Annotated in this window: 11 protein-coding genes; 9 read left to right on the top strand and 2 right to left on the bottom strand. The window is 39.4% G+C overall.

Features of this window, described 5'->3' with window-relative positions:
* Positions 1–14 precede the first annotated feature (14 nt).
* From A6755_RS23910 to A6755_RS23890, 5 genes are all read left to right on the top strand, one after another.
* Entirely contained in the window at positions 15–974 is a 960-nt protein-coding gene (locus A6755_RS23910) for an L-threonine 3-dehydrogenase (protein WP_034305644.1), read from the top strand.
* A 326-nt stretch (positions 975–1,300) separates the two neighbouring features.
* Positions 1,301–2,698, top strand: coding sequence for an amino acid permease (locus tag A6755_RS23905; RefSeq protein WP_063592198.1), 1,398 nt, complete (start codon positions 1,301–1,303; stop codon positions 2,696–2,698).
* 153 nt (positions 2,699–2,851) lie between these two features.
* Positions 2,852–3,145: an RNA polymerase alpha subunit C-terminal domain-containing protein gene (locus A6755_RS23900; RefSeq protein WP_034305639.1), complete on the top strand. Its 294-nt coding sequence runs from the start codon at positions 2,852–2,854 to the stop codon at positions 3,143–3,145.
* A gap of 95 nt (positions 3,146–3,240) precedes the next feature.
* Positions 3,241–4,161, top strand: coding sequence for a type I pantothenate kinase (gene coaA / locus A6755_RS23895; protein ID WP_063592197.1), 921 nt, complete (start codon positions 3,241–3,243; stop codon positions 4,159–4,161).
* A 596-nt stretch (positions 4,162–4,757) separates the two neighbouring features.
* On the top strand, positions 4,758–6,263 hold the full coding sequence (locus A6755_RS23890) for a malate:quinone oxidoreductase (RefSeq protein WP_034305633.1): 1,506 nt from the start codon (positions 4,758–4,760) through the stop codon (positions 6,261–6,263).
* A 316-nt stretch (positions 6,264–6,579) separates the two neighbouring features.
* Here the strand turns inward: A6755_RS23890 and A6755_RS23885 are convergent, their stop codons facing one another.
* Positions 6,580–7,632: a potassium channel family protein gene (locus A6755_RS23885; RefSeq protein WP_063592196.1), complete on the bottom strand. Its 1,053-nt coding sequence runs from the start codon at positions 7,630–7,632 to the stop codon at positions 6,580–6,582.
* Between the two features lie 674 nt (positions 7,633–8,306).
* Between A6755_RS23885 and A6755_RS23880 the strand changes: the two genes are divergently transcribed.
* The 4 genes from A6755_RS23880 (at position 8,307) to A6755_RS23865 (ending at position 12,390) form a co-directional block, all read left to right on the top strand.
* On the top strand, positions 8,307–9,644 hold the full coding sequence (locus tag A6755_RS23880; protein WP_063592195.1) for a YjiH family protein: 1,338 nt from the start codon (positions 8,307–8,309) through the stop codon (positions 9,642–9,644).
* A gap of 520 nt (positions 9,645–10,164) precedes the next feature.
* Positions 10,165–10,941, top strand: a complete 777-nt coding sequence (locus tag A6755_RS23875; RefSeq protein WP_063592194.1) for a transporter substrate-binding domain-containing protein — start codon at positions 10,165–10,167, stop codon at positions 10,939–10,941.
* A 73-nt stretch (positions 10,942–11,014) separates the two neighbouring features.
* Positions 11,015–11,659 (top strand): amino acid ABC transporter permease, encoded by a 645-nt coding sequence (locus A6755_RS23870; protein WP_063592193.1) that lies wholly within the window; start codon positions 11,015–11,017, stop codon positions 11,657–11,659.
* The gene (locus tag A6755_RS23865) at positions 11,656–12,390 is read left to right on the top strand and encodes an amino acid ABC transporter ATP-binding protein (RefSeq protein WP_063592192.1); all 735 of its coding nucleotides are present in this window, start codon (positions 11,656–11,658) and stop codon (positions 12,388–12,390) included. Before A6755_RS23870 ends, A6755_RS23865 begins: the two co-directional genes overlap by 4 nt.
* 243 nt (positions 12,391–12,633) lie before the next feature.
* Here A6755_RS23865 and A6755_RS23860 read toward each other — a convergent pair whose 3' ends face one another.
* Complete coding sequence (locus A6755_RS23860; RefSeq protein WP_063592191.1) at positions 12,634–15,141, bottom strand: NEW3 domain-containing protein; 2,508 nt, start codon at positions 15,139–15,141, stop codon at positions 12,634–12,636.
* Positions 15,142–15,222: the final 81 nt, after the last annotated feature.

The following is a 15,222-nucleotide window of genomic DNA, read 5'->3' as shown; positions in this document are numbered from 1 at the left end:
GGGAGGGATTTTTGATGAAAAAGGTCTTGGTAACGGGAGCTTTAGGTCAAATTGGTTCAGAACTGACGCTAAAAATGAGAGAGGTTTATGGAGCTGACAATATCATTGCGACAGATATCCGAAAAACGGACAGCGATGTTGCTCAATCAGGTCCATTTGAAGTTTTGGATGTTACGGATGAAAAAGCGATGTATAACATGGCAAAAAAACATGAAGTGGATACGATTATACATTTGGCCGCTTTATTGTCGGCAACAGCTGAAAAGAAGCCGCTTTTAGCTTGGCATTTAAACATGGGCGGATTGGTCAATGCTTTGGAAACGGCACGTGAACTCGATTGCCAATTATTTACACCTAGTTCCATTGGTGCGTTTGGTCCAACCACTCCTAAAGATTGGACACCGCAAGACATCATTCAACGGCCAAATACGATGTACGGCGTGAATAAAGTATCCGGAGAGTTATTATGTGATTATTATCATCATAAATTTGGGGTTGATACGAGGGGGCTTCGATTCCCGGGACTGATTTCGTATGTCACGCCTCCTGGCGGCGGAACTACCGACTATGCAGTTGAAATTTACTATGAAGCGATTAAAAACAAGCGTTATACTTCTTACATTGATAAGGGAACGTATATGGACATGATGTATATGCCGGACGCTTTAGCTGCCATCATTGCTTTAATGGAGGCCGATGCTTCAAAATTGAAACATCGGAATTCTTTCAATGTTTCTGCCATGAGCTTTGATCCGGAGCAAATCGCAGCCGAAATTAAAAAGCATATACCGGAATTTGTCATGAATTATGAAGTCGATCCTGTAAGACAATCCATTGCAGACAGTTGGCCAAATACAATTGATTCAACATGTGCAAAGGAAGAGTGGGGATTCAAGGCGGAATATGATTTGGAGAAAATGACCAATGATATGTTGTTAAAGCTGAGATTAAAGTCCCTTTTGGTAACAGCGTAATAAACCTGCCAGCCGAATAAAAGAGTTGCAAAACTCTTTTATTCGAGTTATTTTATACAGGGGAATTTTTACGTTTAAGGGGTGAACTTGTTATAACCGGTAAAAAGTAAGCGCTTTCTATGGCACCTCGGACAGAATAAAGAATTAACATGAAAATGGATAGTTCCAACTGTCAGGAATGCTTAAAAGTGAAGAGTGATTTTATGAGGCGGCTTTAAGAAAGATTAAATAAAGTGGTGCCTGCTATATCATTTCTATACTAAATAGGGAGTGTAATAAGCATCTTGCATAAAATTTCGACTATTAGTAGTGTAGGGGGAAATGGAATGGCAAACAAAGACTTGAATAGGGACTTGAAAGGTCGTCATATTCAGATGATCGCTTTGGGCGGAACGATTGGTGTCGGTTTATTTATGGGTTCAGCCAGCACGATTCAATGGACAGGTCCGTCTGTAATGTTAGCTTATGCGATCTCTGGTTTATTTATATTCTTGATCATGCGCGCAATGGGGGAAATGTTGTACTTAGAGCCAAGTACAGGTTCATTTGCAACATTTGGTTATAAGTACATTCATCCATTGGCAGGGTATATGACAGCTTGGAGTAACTGGTTCCAGTGGGTTATCGTCGGGATGGCAGAAATTATTGCAGTGGGGACGTACATGCAGTATTGGTACCCTGATCTCCCTGCTTGGATTCCAGGTTTAATTGCAATGGTGATTCTTGGAGCAGCGAACTTAATTTCCGTTAAATCCTTTGGGGAAATTGAATTTTGGTTTGCACTGATTAAAATCGTAACGATTATTTTAATGATCGTTGCAGGTTTTGGATTGATTTTCTTTGGGATCGGTAACGGTGGGGAAGCCTTAGGGTTATCGAATCTTTGGGAACATGGCGGTTTATTTACAGGCGGCTGGAAGGGCTTCTTCTTTGCTCTCTCACTGGTGGTTGCCGCTTATCAAGGTGTAGAATTAATCGGGATTACGGCTGGTGAAGCAAAAGATCCGCAAAAAACGATAACCAAAGCGATTCAAAGTACCATTTGGCGTATTTTAATCTTCTATATCGGTGCGATCTTCATTATTGTAACCGTTTACCCTTGGGATCAATTAAGTTCGATTGGCAGTCCATTTGTTGCGACCTTTGCGAAGGTTGGTATCACGGCAGCAGCCGGAATCATTAATTTTGTCGTTATCACGGCTGCAATGTCTGGCTGCAATAGTGGTATTTACAGTGCAGGACGCATGCTGTACACATTAGGGATGAATGGACAAGCGCCAAAGTTCTTTGCAAAAGTATCTAATAGCGGTGTCCCTTTATTCGGTACGTTCGGAGTGATCGTCGGTTTAGCGATTGGGGTTGTTTTAAGTTATATTGCACCAGAAAATTTATTTGTGCATGTATACAGTGCGAGTGTACTTCCTGGAATGATTCCATGGTTTGTCATTCTGATCAGTCAAATTAAATTCAGGAAGGTCAAAAAAGCTGAAATGCACAATCATCCATTCAAGATGCCGTTTGCACCTGTTACAAACTACCTGACCATCGCTTTCTTGGTCATGGTATTGATCGGTATGTGGTTTAATGATGACACACGTATATCTCTTATGGTTGGAATAGGTTTTCTGGCTATCGTAGCAATCAGTTATTTCGCTTTTGGAATAGACAAGCGTGTACAGGCAAATGCTCAAACAGAGGCTAAGAAGGAGGACAAAGTGGGTTAATCCATCACTCACTTTGCGTTTTGCAAAGGGTTGCTGCGGCAGCCCTTTTCCAATGAAATTAATGATAAAATGGATTAAAATGATTTGCTTCATTGTGAAGGGTGAACTTTTTATGTTTGGACTTAAAATTCAGATGAAAAGGAGAAATTGACCATGACCATTTCAAAGAAGAATTTGAGGACTTGCGAAAAGGGACACAAATACTATAAATCCAGCGACTGTCCGACCTGCCCTGTATGTGAGCAGGAACGAAAACCTGATACAGGATTCCTTTCAGTGCTCTCGGCACCGGCCAGACGTGCATTGGAAAGCAATGGGGTAACCTCTTTACAACAGCTATCAGCATATAGTGAAAAAGAGATTTTGAAATTCCACGGTATGGGACCAGCTTCTTTACCGAAACTTAGGGAAGCTTTGGAGACAGGTGGATTATCATTCAAAGCTTAATCAATTTAGTGAATAAGGGATCAGGAACATCTTTTTTATGGACATCATCCTTGTTAAACTGATAGTAACTCTAAAAAGTGAGGTAACGAAAAATCATGAGTTCCTATACTCCCTATTTTGAATTCAATCGAAAAAAGTGGGCATCTTTGCGAAACCATACCCCTCTTCCTTTAACTGAAGAAGAATTGGATAACTTAAAAGGAATAAATGAAGAAATATCCATTCAGGAAGTGGAAGAGGTTTATTTGCCCTTGACCCGTTTAATCAATTTACATGTTGAGGCATCTCAGCAGCTTAACACAGCCACTTCTTCATTTCTAAAAACTGATGCTAAAAAAGTACCTTATATCATTGGGATTGCAGGGAGTGTAGCTGTAGGAAAGAGTACGACTGCAAGGTTGCTTCAGACTTTATTATCCAGATGGGATAATCACAGAAACGTAGGTCTTGTCACTACCGACGGTTTTTTGTACCCAAATGATCTTTTAGAAGAAAAAGGATTGATGAAAAGAAAAGGGTTTCCTGAAAGTTATGATACCCAAAAATTAATCAATCTTATCGGAGATGTAAAAGCGGGAAAAAATAAAGTGGAAGTTCCAATCTACTCACATTTGAAGTATGACATTTTGCCAAATGAAGTGCAGACGATCTGTAATCCGGATATTTTAATAGTGGAAGGTGTTAATGTTCTTCAAGTTGACAAGGAAAATCAAGTATTCGTCAGTGACTTTTTTGATTTCTCACTCTATGTAGATGCAGAAGTTAATGACATAGAGCGGTGGTATGTCGAAAGGTTCCTTTTACTTCAAAAGACTGCATTTCAAAGTCCCGAATCCTATTTCCATCGTTATATTGACTTTTCTAAAGAACAGGCCATAAAAAAAGCGACTCAAATTTGGGAAGAAATTAATTTGAAAAATTTACATGAAAATATACTGCCGACAAAAGGACGGGCAAAACTCATCTTGAAAAAAGGGTCGGAACATAAAGTTGAAAATATCTTTTTGCGAAAATAAGAGAAATAATGTTTTTTTGTAATAGCAATAAGTTAAGAAATTATATTAATGAGGGACTATGAGATAAGTCTTAAAATTAAGAATATTATCGATGATATTACCTTATATTGGTTTAATTTTCAGTAATTATTGGTATTGTTATAATATCTAATAATTGGGTGGAATTTATGATACTAGTTAAAAAGTTAAGAGTTTAGCAATTTCAGGAAGGTCCTAGTTTTTTAGGGAAATGGTTACAGAAAGTTCTAATTTTCCTTCTGTTTTTGTCAATAAATGTGTATTTTCCTGGCTTTTTCGAATCTGTCAATATTATTTCACTAACAGTTTCTTCCTTCAATGATGGGGAGTTGCTGAAGAAATCTTTTAATGCGACTATCGGGGCGGATAAGTTTAAGCTAATTTCTTTTCAAAATCAACATTTTAACAAAAAAAGTAATAGTAGAATATTTTAATCTATGAAATAATAATAATAGATTATGATATAGTTATAAGGAGACAGAAAAGGTGTGTTCCTAGTTCGTGCCGGGATTTTTTTTGACACCTAAGCAGGAGCGCCTACATCTTTTTTGCAAATATAGGGGATAAGGAAGGTTATAATGAGCAACATACAGAAACAAACAGACGTTATCTTAATTGGCGGCGGAGTCATGAGCGCGACTTTGGGATCATTACTGAAAGAGTTAGCACCGGAATGGGAAATCAAAGTATTTGAGAAGCTTGCAAACGCAGGAGAAGAAAGCTCTAACGAATGGAATAATGCGGGTACGGGACATTCTGCACTGTGCGAGCTTAACTATACATCCGAAAAAGCTGACGGATCTATAGATATTAGCAAAGCAATTAAAATAAATGAACAGTTCCAAGTTTCATTGCAGTTTTGGTCGTATCTTGTAAACTGTAAGCTGATTGATAATCCGCAAGACTTTATCATGCCATTGCCTCATATGAGTATGGTGCAAGGGGATAACAATGTAGCGTTCTTAAAGAAACGTTTTGAAGCGCTGTCCAAAAATCCTCTGTTCCAAGGTATGGAGTATTCCGATGACCCAGCAAAACTGATGGAATGGATTCCACTTATTATGCAAGACCGTCCATCGAATGAATCTATAGCGGCAACAAAAATTGATTACGGTACAGACGTTAACTTCGGTGCTCTGACACGCATGTTGTTTGACCACTTAAAGGCTCAAAACGTCGATATCAAATATAAACATAGTGTTGATAATGTTAAACGTGCCAGTGATGGCTCATGGGAATTAAAAGTGCGTAATGTCGATACCGGTAGCGTAGAACGTCATAATGCTAAATTCGTCTTTATCGGAGGCGGGGGCGGAAGCTTGCATTTACTGCAAAAATCCGGCATTCCTGAAGGGAAACATATCGGAGGATTCCCGGTAAGTGGATACTTCATGGTATGTAATAATCCGGAAGTTGTTGCACAGCATCATGGGAAAGTATACGGAAAAGCTAAAGTTGGTGCACCACCAATGTCTGTTCCGCATCTTGATACACGTTTTATCGACAATAAAAAATCGTTGCTATTTGGACCATTTGCGGGCTTCTCACCGAAGTTCTTAAAAACAGGTTCAATGTTCGATTTAATAACTTCCGTAAAACCGAATAATGTTTTAACTATGTTGGCGGCAGGTGCAAAAGAGATGCCATTGACAAAATACTTGATCCAGCAAGTTATGTTATCGAAAGAACAGCGCATGGAAGAGTTACGAGAGTTCATCCCGAACGCTAAGAGCGAGGATTGGGATTTAGTAGTAGCTGGCCAACGTGTACAAGTTATCAAAGATACTGCTGAAGGCGGCAAAGGTACACTTCAATTTGGTACGGAAGTTGTAAGTGCATCCGATGGCTCTATTGCAGCATTGCTAGGTGCTTCTCCAGGGGCTTCTACTGCTGTTCACGTTATGCTTGAGGTAATTAATAAATGCTTCCCGCAACGCATGAAAGAGTGGGAACCGAAAATTAAAGAAATGATTCCTTCTTATGGAGAGTCACTAATGGAAAATACAGAGCTTTTGCACGAAATTCAAACTTCAACATCAGAAACGCTTGGTCTGAGCAAAAAAAAAGAGCTAGTTTATAGTTAATTTTTGGATATCGAAGCATCATTGAAATTAAAATCAACAGAACCTTTAATCGATCTTTGATTGAAGGTTCTTTTTTTGTTTTAAAGCTTATTCAATTTAGGATGCATATTAGCAGGCAAGTTGATTGGAACGAGAGGCACTCGGATTTCCGCGGGCGGTCCTCCCTCGGCTTGCGACTGCGGGGTCTACCCTTGACGCGCTTTTCTAAGCAGGAGTCTCGAACACCCGCTCCAGTCAACTTAGTTTTAACTTTAGATAAAACCCTTTGTCTACAAACTGAGGGATGCTATTATAGCATCCCTAAAGATTTCTGCTTCTAATGTATTTTTGAATTTATTTTGGAAATGGTCTCTTTATCGCAAATAATGAAAAGCTGTGCATCATCGGGAATTCGTGCATCTAATTTTTGGTTTATGTTAAGATCACCACGATCTGCTACCAGTGTGGCCCCTTTATTAAGAAGGTCCATGAATGCATCACGATAGGTTCGCCATTCATCTTGTTTAGAAATCTCATACATCGTCTCTTCATACTTTGAGCTCATGAGTTCTGAATACATGTGAGTGACTCCATGAGAAAATAATGATCGTACTGCTGCGTGGGAGATCATTTCTTGTGTAGGAATAAACTCATCCACCTTTACACGCTCAAATAAACGAATATGCTTTTGATTGATTACCTCAGCGGTGACGTGTATTGCCGTATTGGTTATTTCTTCAATGGACGTTATGGCAGTGGCAACTAATAATGTCTTTCCATCGACAAGTAACGGATCCTTTGTAGCATAATTATCTTGTGTTATTTGGTCAGCAAAAATGATAACGCCTTTTGCTTTAGGCAGATTTGCACGGAGTAATGTTTCTTCATCGGTGGCATCCCCGCGAACATAAAACAGACGCTCCTCCATCATGGGTGATTTTTCCAGGTTATCAATGATAACAATATCAATGGTTTCATCAGATTTAAAAATTTCTTGAATTGCTGATTTTGACTTTTCACTCCATCCAATCAGAATGATATGATTTTTACCTGTATATTTCATTTTTCCACCAACTTTACGTTTTTCGATAAGATATACAGATTTAATGATTTTTCCAATAAAAAGACTAACAAGCCCAATACCCGTTATGTATAGACCGATGGTAAATGCTTTTCCAAGATCGGTGACCGGTGCATAGTCACCAAAACCAACCGTAGCAAGCGTTGTAAGAACCCAGTAAACTGAAGTTAAATATGATTCGAACGTCTGTGGCTCTATAGAAAAAGCAATATATGCTGCAACTAATATGTATAAAATGGCAAATGGTATAAAGATTTTCCCTCTTAATTTAATCAGGTAATATATTATTTTTTTTACCTTAATTCTCATCATACCCATCCTAGTTATAAAGTCATCGTCGATTGAATTTATATTTCCCCAATTTAACAGATAATTCACGTAAGTGTAAGAACTATTTATTCCCAAGTTGGGAGTAAAAAAGTATATAAAAGAAAGTTTGGTTGGATGTATGACGTTCAGCTCTGTTTCTTATGCAAAAAAGGGGGCAGGAACACTTAGTTTTTCTCTGCCCAAGCTTAATAGACCACTCATTCAGTTAGTTTTTGGTACCAAAACTATAGATTCTGCTCTTAAATTTCGCTCTGATTTTAATATAGATTATAAAAAGGACAATAATAGATGAATTTTAGAATATAAATTATAAAATAATCATCAAAAAGTAAAATTATTATTAGAATTTTCAGTATACAATGAATGTTAAATAATGAGGAGGACAAGCAAAATGAAAGCGGATACAAGTGAAAGAGTAAAGATATTAAAAAAAGAACAGGATTGCATATAAAAGTCTCGCAACAAGTGGCAGTGCTTCGCATGTTAATGAACAATATTACCGGGTTGTAGTTGTGCACCGGTACACGGGGGATTGGAAAGCGGCACATAGCTGGGGTGTTTTGCTGCTGGAATAAGGTGATACTTTACGTGATTGGATGTGGGCATGACGCAGAATTTACCCAGTAGGCAATTAAATTAAAGGGGGAATGATTATGGAATCACCAAATGTTGCGACAAATACGAAACAAGAGGAGCCGCAGATTCAATCTACTACGAATGTACTGAAGTTTATTATATACAGTTTAATTGGAAGTTTTATGTTTTTTATTCCCATTACCATAAATGGTGTTTCAAGCATACCAATTGATCATATAGTAACATGGATCAAAGTAACCTTACCGTCAGCCGTTCCCATTTATGCTCTTATTGTCATTCTTTTAGGAGCTGTTTATCCATTTATTTCAAAAAGCTGGAGCAAAGATAAGGTATCAATCGTTTTTTCTTTATTAAAAGTATTAGGTGCTGTTGTTGCGATCTTAATATATTTCAAGATCGGACCCGAATGGTTAATGGCCCCAAGTATGGGTCCTTTCCTTTTCGAAAAACTTGTCATACCTGTAGGTCTTGTCGTTCCTTTAGGTGCTATATTTTTGGCGCTTCTCATTGGATACGGGCTTCTCGAATTTTTGGGTGTACTGATGCAGCCGATCATGAGGCCGATATTTAAAACGCCGGGGCGTTCAGCGGTTGATATGGTTGCTGATTTAGCAGGTAGCTATTCCATTGGTATGCTTATTACGAATCGACTATATAAAGAAGGAAAATACACCCTTAAAGAGGCAGCTATTATTGCAACTGGCTTTTCAACGGTTTCAGCAACGTTCATGATCGTTGTAGCAAAAACCCTCGGGCTTATGGACTTATGGTCGCTTTTCTTTTGGGTTTCTTTAGGAATCACGTACCTTGTCACTGCCATTACCGTACGCATTTGGCCATTAAATAAAATGAGCGACGAATATTATTCGGATAATGCGGATCCAGAAGAAGTTATCAAAGAAGGACTTTTCCGAAATGCCTGGAACAGTGCGATGGTGGGAGCAAATAATTCCGTAAGTCTTGGCAGAAATTTATGGGAGAACTTAAAGGACGGTTTTCTTATGACAATGAGCATTCTGCCGTCCATTTTATCCGTTGGTCTCATCAGCCTTGTATTAGCGGAGTACACTCCAATATTTAATTTACTTGGCTATCTTTTTTACCCATTTACCTGGGCATTGCAAATACCTGAACCATTTTTGGCTGCAAAAGCTTCAGCTATAGGAATTGCAGAAATGTTCCTGCCGGCGCTTCTTGTAGTTGATGCACCTCTGGTAACTAAGTTCATCATTGCCGTGGTTTCTGTTTCATCCATATTGTTCTTTTCAGCGACGATACCTTGTATCCTATCAACCGAAATCCCGATCAGCATTACGAAGTTGATTGTAATCTGGTTTGAACGGACACTCATCACGTTAATTATTACGGCACCCATCGCAATATTGCTGCTTTAGTGCAAATCAATGAATCTTAATTCGATCACAAATCGAACGGATGCGTTCTTATTATAAGGTCGACCAGTAAAAATTACTGGTTGGCCTTTTTTTGATAGAAGTAGACATGGTAGGACTCACGGTTGCGCGGGACATTTGAATCAGGGGGAGTGGAGGCGGAAAAACAATTCCTATATTCTAGTTTAAAAGGATCCAAAAGTTAATTGATTTAGTTTTTTTCTTATCCAACTAATGGGGCATCTCCTATTAGGGATGACCAAAGGAACCCTGGTGAATACCACCCTCCAATGGTCTTGTTTTACAGGTATTGATGACATGATCGGCTATTTTTATCGAGAAGGATTCCATAGCCTTTTTGTATTTTCCATCACTGTAACAATATTAGGAAAAACGTCCATAAAAATTATTTAAAGAAAATAATAATTATTCTAAAAATTCATATTATAATACTTTATTCTTATGCTATATTATAGGGAGAATTATTTATTATCACGTATAATTAAGAATTGGAGTGATTTAAATGAAGAAACTTGGTTTATTGAGTATGTTTTTGATTTTAACCATCTTTATCTCGGCTTGTGGAACCAATGAAGGAAAAAATGCAGGTGAGGAAAAGAAACCTGAAAAGGTATATAAAGTTGGTGTGGATACGACTTATCCTCCTTTTGAATTTAAAGAGGGGAACGACTATAAAGGTATCGATATCGAATTGATCAATGCAATTGCGAAAGACCAGGATTTCAAAATCAAATTGTCTCCAATGGATTTCGGTGGAATCATTCCGGCTATGCAAGCCAATCAGCTTGATGTGGCCATTGCGGGAATGAGCATTACAGAGGAAAGAAAAAAGGTAGTGGATTTCTCAACACCGTATTTTGATGCAGGGTTAACAATAGTTGTTAAGAAAGATAATACAAGCACTAAAACCGTTAAGGATCTTAAAGGAAAAACCATAGCAGTGAAAAAAGGAACAACAGGTGCTAAATATGCACAGGACAATGCTACGGAACTAGGAATCAAAGTTGTTCAATTCAATGATAGTCCAGCGATGTTCCAGGAAGTGGCCAACGGTAATGCGGATGCCCTTATAGAAGATTATCCTGTCATCTCATATGCAATCGCCCAAAAAGATCTTGGGTTGAAAATCGTAGGTGACCGTTTGAATGGTGACCAATATGGAATAGCTGTATTGAAAGGGCAAAACGGGGATTTATTGAAAAAAATAAATGATGGTCTTGCCAATCTTAAAAAAGACGGCACATATGATGAAATTATAAAAACGTATCTTAGTGAATAAAGTTAATAAACAATAGATTAAAGTTCATTAGGCGCGCTTATGGCGCGCTTTCTTTTTCAAAGGGGTGAAAGAAATGGATATAATTGTTGCGGCGTTGCCACTTTTATTAAAAGGACTTCAGGTGACACTTTATATCTTTGTGATTGCCATTATCCTAGGTTTTTTGATTGGTTTACTTGTCGCTTTGCTGCGACTTGCCCCCATCAAAATCTTGAACTGGATTGCAAAGGTTTATGTGGATGCAATACGAGGGACACCGTTCATCGTTCAGTTATTTTTTATCTATTTTGGTGTAAATTCATTGAATGTGATTTCTTTGGACAGTACAACAGCTGGAATAATTACCGTTGCGATCAATGCAGGGGCATATTTTGCTGAAATAATAAGGGCGGGGATACAATCAATCGATAAAGGGCAAACGGAGGCGGCAAGATCCATCGGGTTCACTGGAGCTCAAACAATGAGATATGTCGTGCTTCCGCAAGCCTTTAGAAGGATGCTCCCTACCATTACGAATCAATCGATCATCAGCTTGAAGGACACTTCTCTATTATCCGTAATTGGTATAGCCGATTTAACCCAGCAAGGTCAGATTCAAGCTTCGGCAACCTTTGAAGCATTCAAGGTTTGGCTGGCCGTAGGTGTAATTTACTTTATCATCATCTATTTGTTAACCCTAATTGCTAATTTCATAGAAAGGAGGGTACAAGTTCGATGAGCATCATTATAGTAAAAAACCTAAGAAAATCATTTGGAACTGTCGAGGTTTTAAAAGATATAAATGCAGAAGTGCAGGAAAAGGAAGTAATTTGCGTAATAGGCCCTTCTGGATCTGGAAAGAGTACATTCCTGCGTTGCCTGAACCTCCTTGAGGAAGTTACGGGCGGCGAGGTGCTCATTAACGGACATGATATTACCGATCCTAAAAGGAAAATCAATATAAACAAAGTCAGGCAAGAAGTTGGAATGGTTTTTCAACATTTCAATCTATTTCCACATAAGACCGTTTTGGAGAACATAACCTTGGGCCCTATTAAAATTCGTGCCACCGATAAAGCGGAAGCAGGAAGATTAGCGCTTGAGTTATTGGATAAGGTTGGTCTAAAGGAAAAAGCAAGTAGCTATCCAGGGGAACTTTCCGGCGGACAAAAACAGCGGGTCGCCATCGCAAGGGCATTGGCGATGAACCCGAAGATCATGCTATTTGATGAACCGACTTCTGCCCTTGACCCTGAAATGGTCGGTGATGTTTTGGAGGTAATGAAACAACTTGCTAAAGAAGGAATGACAATGGTCGTCGTTACACATGAAATGGGCTTTGCCCGTGAAGTCGGGGACCGGGTGATATTCATGGATGGAGGGTATATCGTGGAAGAAAATGAGCCGAATGAATTATTCGGTAACCCTCAGCACGAAAGAACCAAAGCATTCTTGAGCAAAGTGCTTTAACGGGATGCTTTTAAGATCGTAAGTCATGAATGAAGTTGTGCATAAAGTGTGGACAAAGCAATGCGGGAAATGAGGGGAAACCCCAAACGCATAGCCTTTCCCTCATCTTTGTGCATAACTTTTTTTGTTTTTAGAGCAGGAACCTATCAGTCAGGAGATGTTTTTATTCATATCAGCTTCAATCGGGCAAACGTCACAGAAAAGAAACCTATGCATTTAACACATGCATAGGTTTCTTTTTATTTATTTGGCACCGTAACTAATCAAGTTCGTCATGATTCGATATCCGCCTGGGACCTGGCCTTGAATTTGCCTGTATAGGACAAGGTTGGTATAGAGGTAGGTGCCATTACCGTATTTAGCCATAAGGATACCGCCATCAAATGGTTCTTCATTCGGATCAGCCATGGAAATGAATGTTTCATACCGTTCATCCCATTCCATTGGGAAATACAATCCTCTTTCTTGGACCCAATTGCTCCAGTCATCACTTGTTATTTTATTTGGATAGGTAAAAAGCGCCGATTCTGGTTTCGACACGTTTACTGTGGCTCTTTCATCGGTTATCCGCCAGCGAATCGAAGGATTCCCGAGGGTAAGAGGATATGGAGCCGTCTTCAAGGCATCCCATCCATCACCCGGTTTATGGTATTGCACGACGAGATGTCCGCCGTTTTCCACATACTCAAGTAAGCGCGCGTTATATGCCTTTAAATCTTCCCTCGATAGATAGGCACGGATGCCTGTAACGATCGTGTCATATTGACTTAAATCACCTTCAGCTAAATCAGCTGCAGTTAACTTCGTAATGTTCAGCCCTGCATTGCTTAAATAATCTGCCACTTTATCGAATCCGCTTTCAATGTACCCTACTTTTAATGAAGCTGGCTTCAAAAGCTCAAATGCAACGGTATTGATAGCTGCTGGGTATTGGTAATAGAATGTTCCGATATGGTCATAGGAAATTTCCTGAATGGTCGAATCAAAGGTTTTCCCATTGACAGTGGCAGCAGCCTTCACCTGATATTCGCCTTTTTGGATGGCCTTCGGCGGTCTGAGGGTGAACTTCACTTGTTTTTCTTCTGATTTTTCATTAAATGATACAGTGGCATTTTGGGGATGAACTCCCCAATTTTCAGGGACTTTTAAAGCGACCTTTGCTGATGCTTTTCCTTCTGTATAGTTTTTCAAGGTCACCGCCACTGGGATTTTCTCTTTTACATCTGCTGTATTTACGACGATATCTTCAGGAGATAAGGTAAGGGCAACGTCGGGAAGGACGGCGATCGTTCCATCCAATTCTTCCTTGATGGAAGTTTTTGTGCTCCCGTATTTATAAGAAATGCTGGCTGTAATGGTTGATTCATCATAGGCATGGTAATAAGCTGCATCTTCAGGGACTTCAACCAGGTAGGTCATTGTCGCTGATTTATTAGGTGCCAGATTGACATCTTTTGATTTTATTTTTGTCTTCCATCCTTTAGGCACGTTCAATGCAGCAGCGACTTTTTTCAATGTTTGTTTCCCGTTATTCTTCATGGTTATGGTTACGTACGTATTTTGACCTTTCGTAAGAATCTTTGAAGCTGCTTCAGCTTGAACCTCGAGCCCTGAGGAGACAAAACTGACGTTTTGCAATTGCTCTTCTTTTAATGAGAGCTTATGAAGCAAGTCGTTTTGGATGGCAGGGCTTAGCTTTGCCTTTTTGACTTGCGCAGTCATTGAACGAACATTGGAAAGAGCTTTTTGGGATGTTGAAAAAACACGTTTAGCATGGGGATAAGACTCAATAACAGCGTCCAGATTCCGTTGCAGGTACCTAAATTCACCTTTTAATTTTGAAGCTGAGCTAGGGAGTTTTTCAGCCCATTCAGTAAAATTGTAAGGCACACCTGCAAAAAGGTCCGACTCGCTTTTTGTATCAACTGCGCTTTGCTTCAAATCCAAATGGATTTGGCGCGGTACTGCAGGGATATCAGAACCCATGCCTTGGCTTTTGTGCAGATAGCGGGATTGTTCTCCAAGCTGTGGGTAAGTCATTTTGTATATTGGGTCATATTTACCGATTTCTATCGAAGTGGTTGCTTGATCTGCCGAGGAAACGGGCAAATATAACTTTTTCACTTGCCATACCGATAGACCTTGTTTCAATTGTTGTGGAAACACAGTTGGGTCGGCGGCATCCGTAAAGGCACGTTCACTTAGGATTGTCATTGTTCGATGATGTCCATGCTGGGTATCATCATTTTGAAAGGATGGCATCAATATATCTGGCTGATACGTCCGAATAAAGCGGATAAGCCGTTCATATGTGAGTTCCTCGCCCCACTTTTGTAATGTTTCCTCTGGTGTTTTAGAGAAACCGAAATCATAAATGGGATCAGAGGTGGTTTCGCTTAGATGATAGGCTTTAACCCCGGTGATTTTTGCAGCTTCTATCATTTCCCTCGAACGGATGATTCCAAGAGCGTTGTCCAGTTCATCCCCAATTTCATTTTGTCCTCCCTCACCACGGTTTGCAATCAGGCTGGATGTTTTCACCCCTAACCCTCTCGATAGATAAGCGAGAAAGTCACTGCGTTCATCATCGGGATGGGCACCGCTGTTCAAGAATGTCACAGTCGTTTCGAGCGGCTTGACCGCATTCCATAATTCGACGTTGGTTTCATCAGGATTTGCAGCGCTGCCTCCAAGCGGCAATGATGCAAAAACCAACAAAAGGGAAAACAACGATAACAAAGCTTTTTTCATTCTTCTTTTAACCCCCTTCAACTTTTATAAAACACCTAAAAAAAATGTAGGTTAGTAATGTTTTCTAACTAACCAGATAAA

Source organism: Peribacillus frigoritolerans, from assembly GCF_001636405.1.
In the GTDB taxonomy this organism is placed as follows: Bacteria; Bacillota; Bacilli; order Bacillales; family DSM-1321; genus Peribacillus; species Peribacillus frigoritolerans.
This window is presented reverse-complemented; position numbering and strand designations above follow the sequence as displayed.

Bases quoted from the DNA above. Each gene is read 5' to 3' on its own strand.
- A6755_RS23890 (WP_034305633.1), top strand. From the start codon at position 4,758: ATGAGCAACATACAGAAACAAACAGACGTTATCTTAATTGGCGGCGGA.
- A6755_RS23870 (WP_063592193.1), top strand. From the start codon at position 11,015: ATGGATATAATTGTTGCGGCGTTGCCACTTTTATTAAAAGGACTTCAG.
- A6755_RS23885 (WP_063592196.1), bottom strand. From the start codon at position 7,632: ATGAGAATTAAGGTAAAAAAAATAATATATTACCTGATTAAATTAAGA.
- A6755_RS23880 (WP_063592195.1), top strand. From the start codon at position 8,307: ATGGAATCACCAAATGTTGCGACAAATACGAAACAAGAGGAGCCGCAG.
- A6755_RS23910 (WP_034305644.1), top strand. From the start codon at position 15: ATGAAAAAGGTCTTGGTAACGGGAGCTTTAGGTCAAATTGGTTCAGAA.
- A6755_RS23900 (WP_034305639.1), top strand. From the start codon at position 2,852: ATGACCATTTCAAAGAAGAATTTGAGGACTTGCGAAAAGGGACACAAA.
- A6755_RS23905 (WP_063592198.1), top strand. From the start codon at position 1,301: ATGGCAAACAAAGACTTGAATAGGGACTTGAAAGGTCGTCATATTCAG.
- A6755_RS23865 (WP_063592192.1), top strand. From the start codon at position 11,656: ATGAGCATCATTATAGTAAAAAACCTAAGAAAATCATTTGGAACTGTC.
- A6755_RS23875 (WP_063592194.1), top strand. From the start codon at position 10,165: ATGAAGAAACTTGGTTTATTGAGTATGTTTTTGATTTTAACCATCTTT.
- A6755_RS23860 (WP_063592191.1), bottom strand. From the start codon at position 15,141: ATGAAAAAAGCTTTGTTATCGTTGTTTTCCCTTTTGTTGGTTTTTGCA.
- coaA (WP_063592197.1), top strand. From the start codon at position 3,241: ATGAGTTCCTATACTCCCTATTTTGAATTCAATCGAAAAAAGTGGGCA.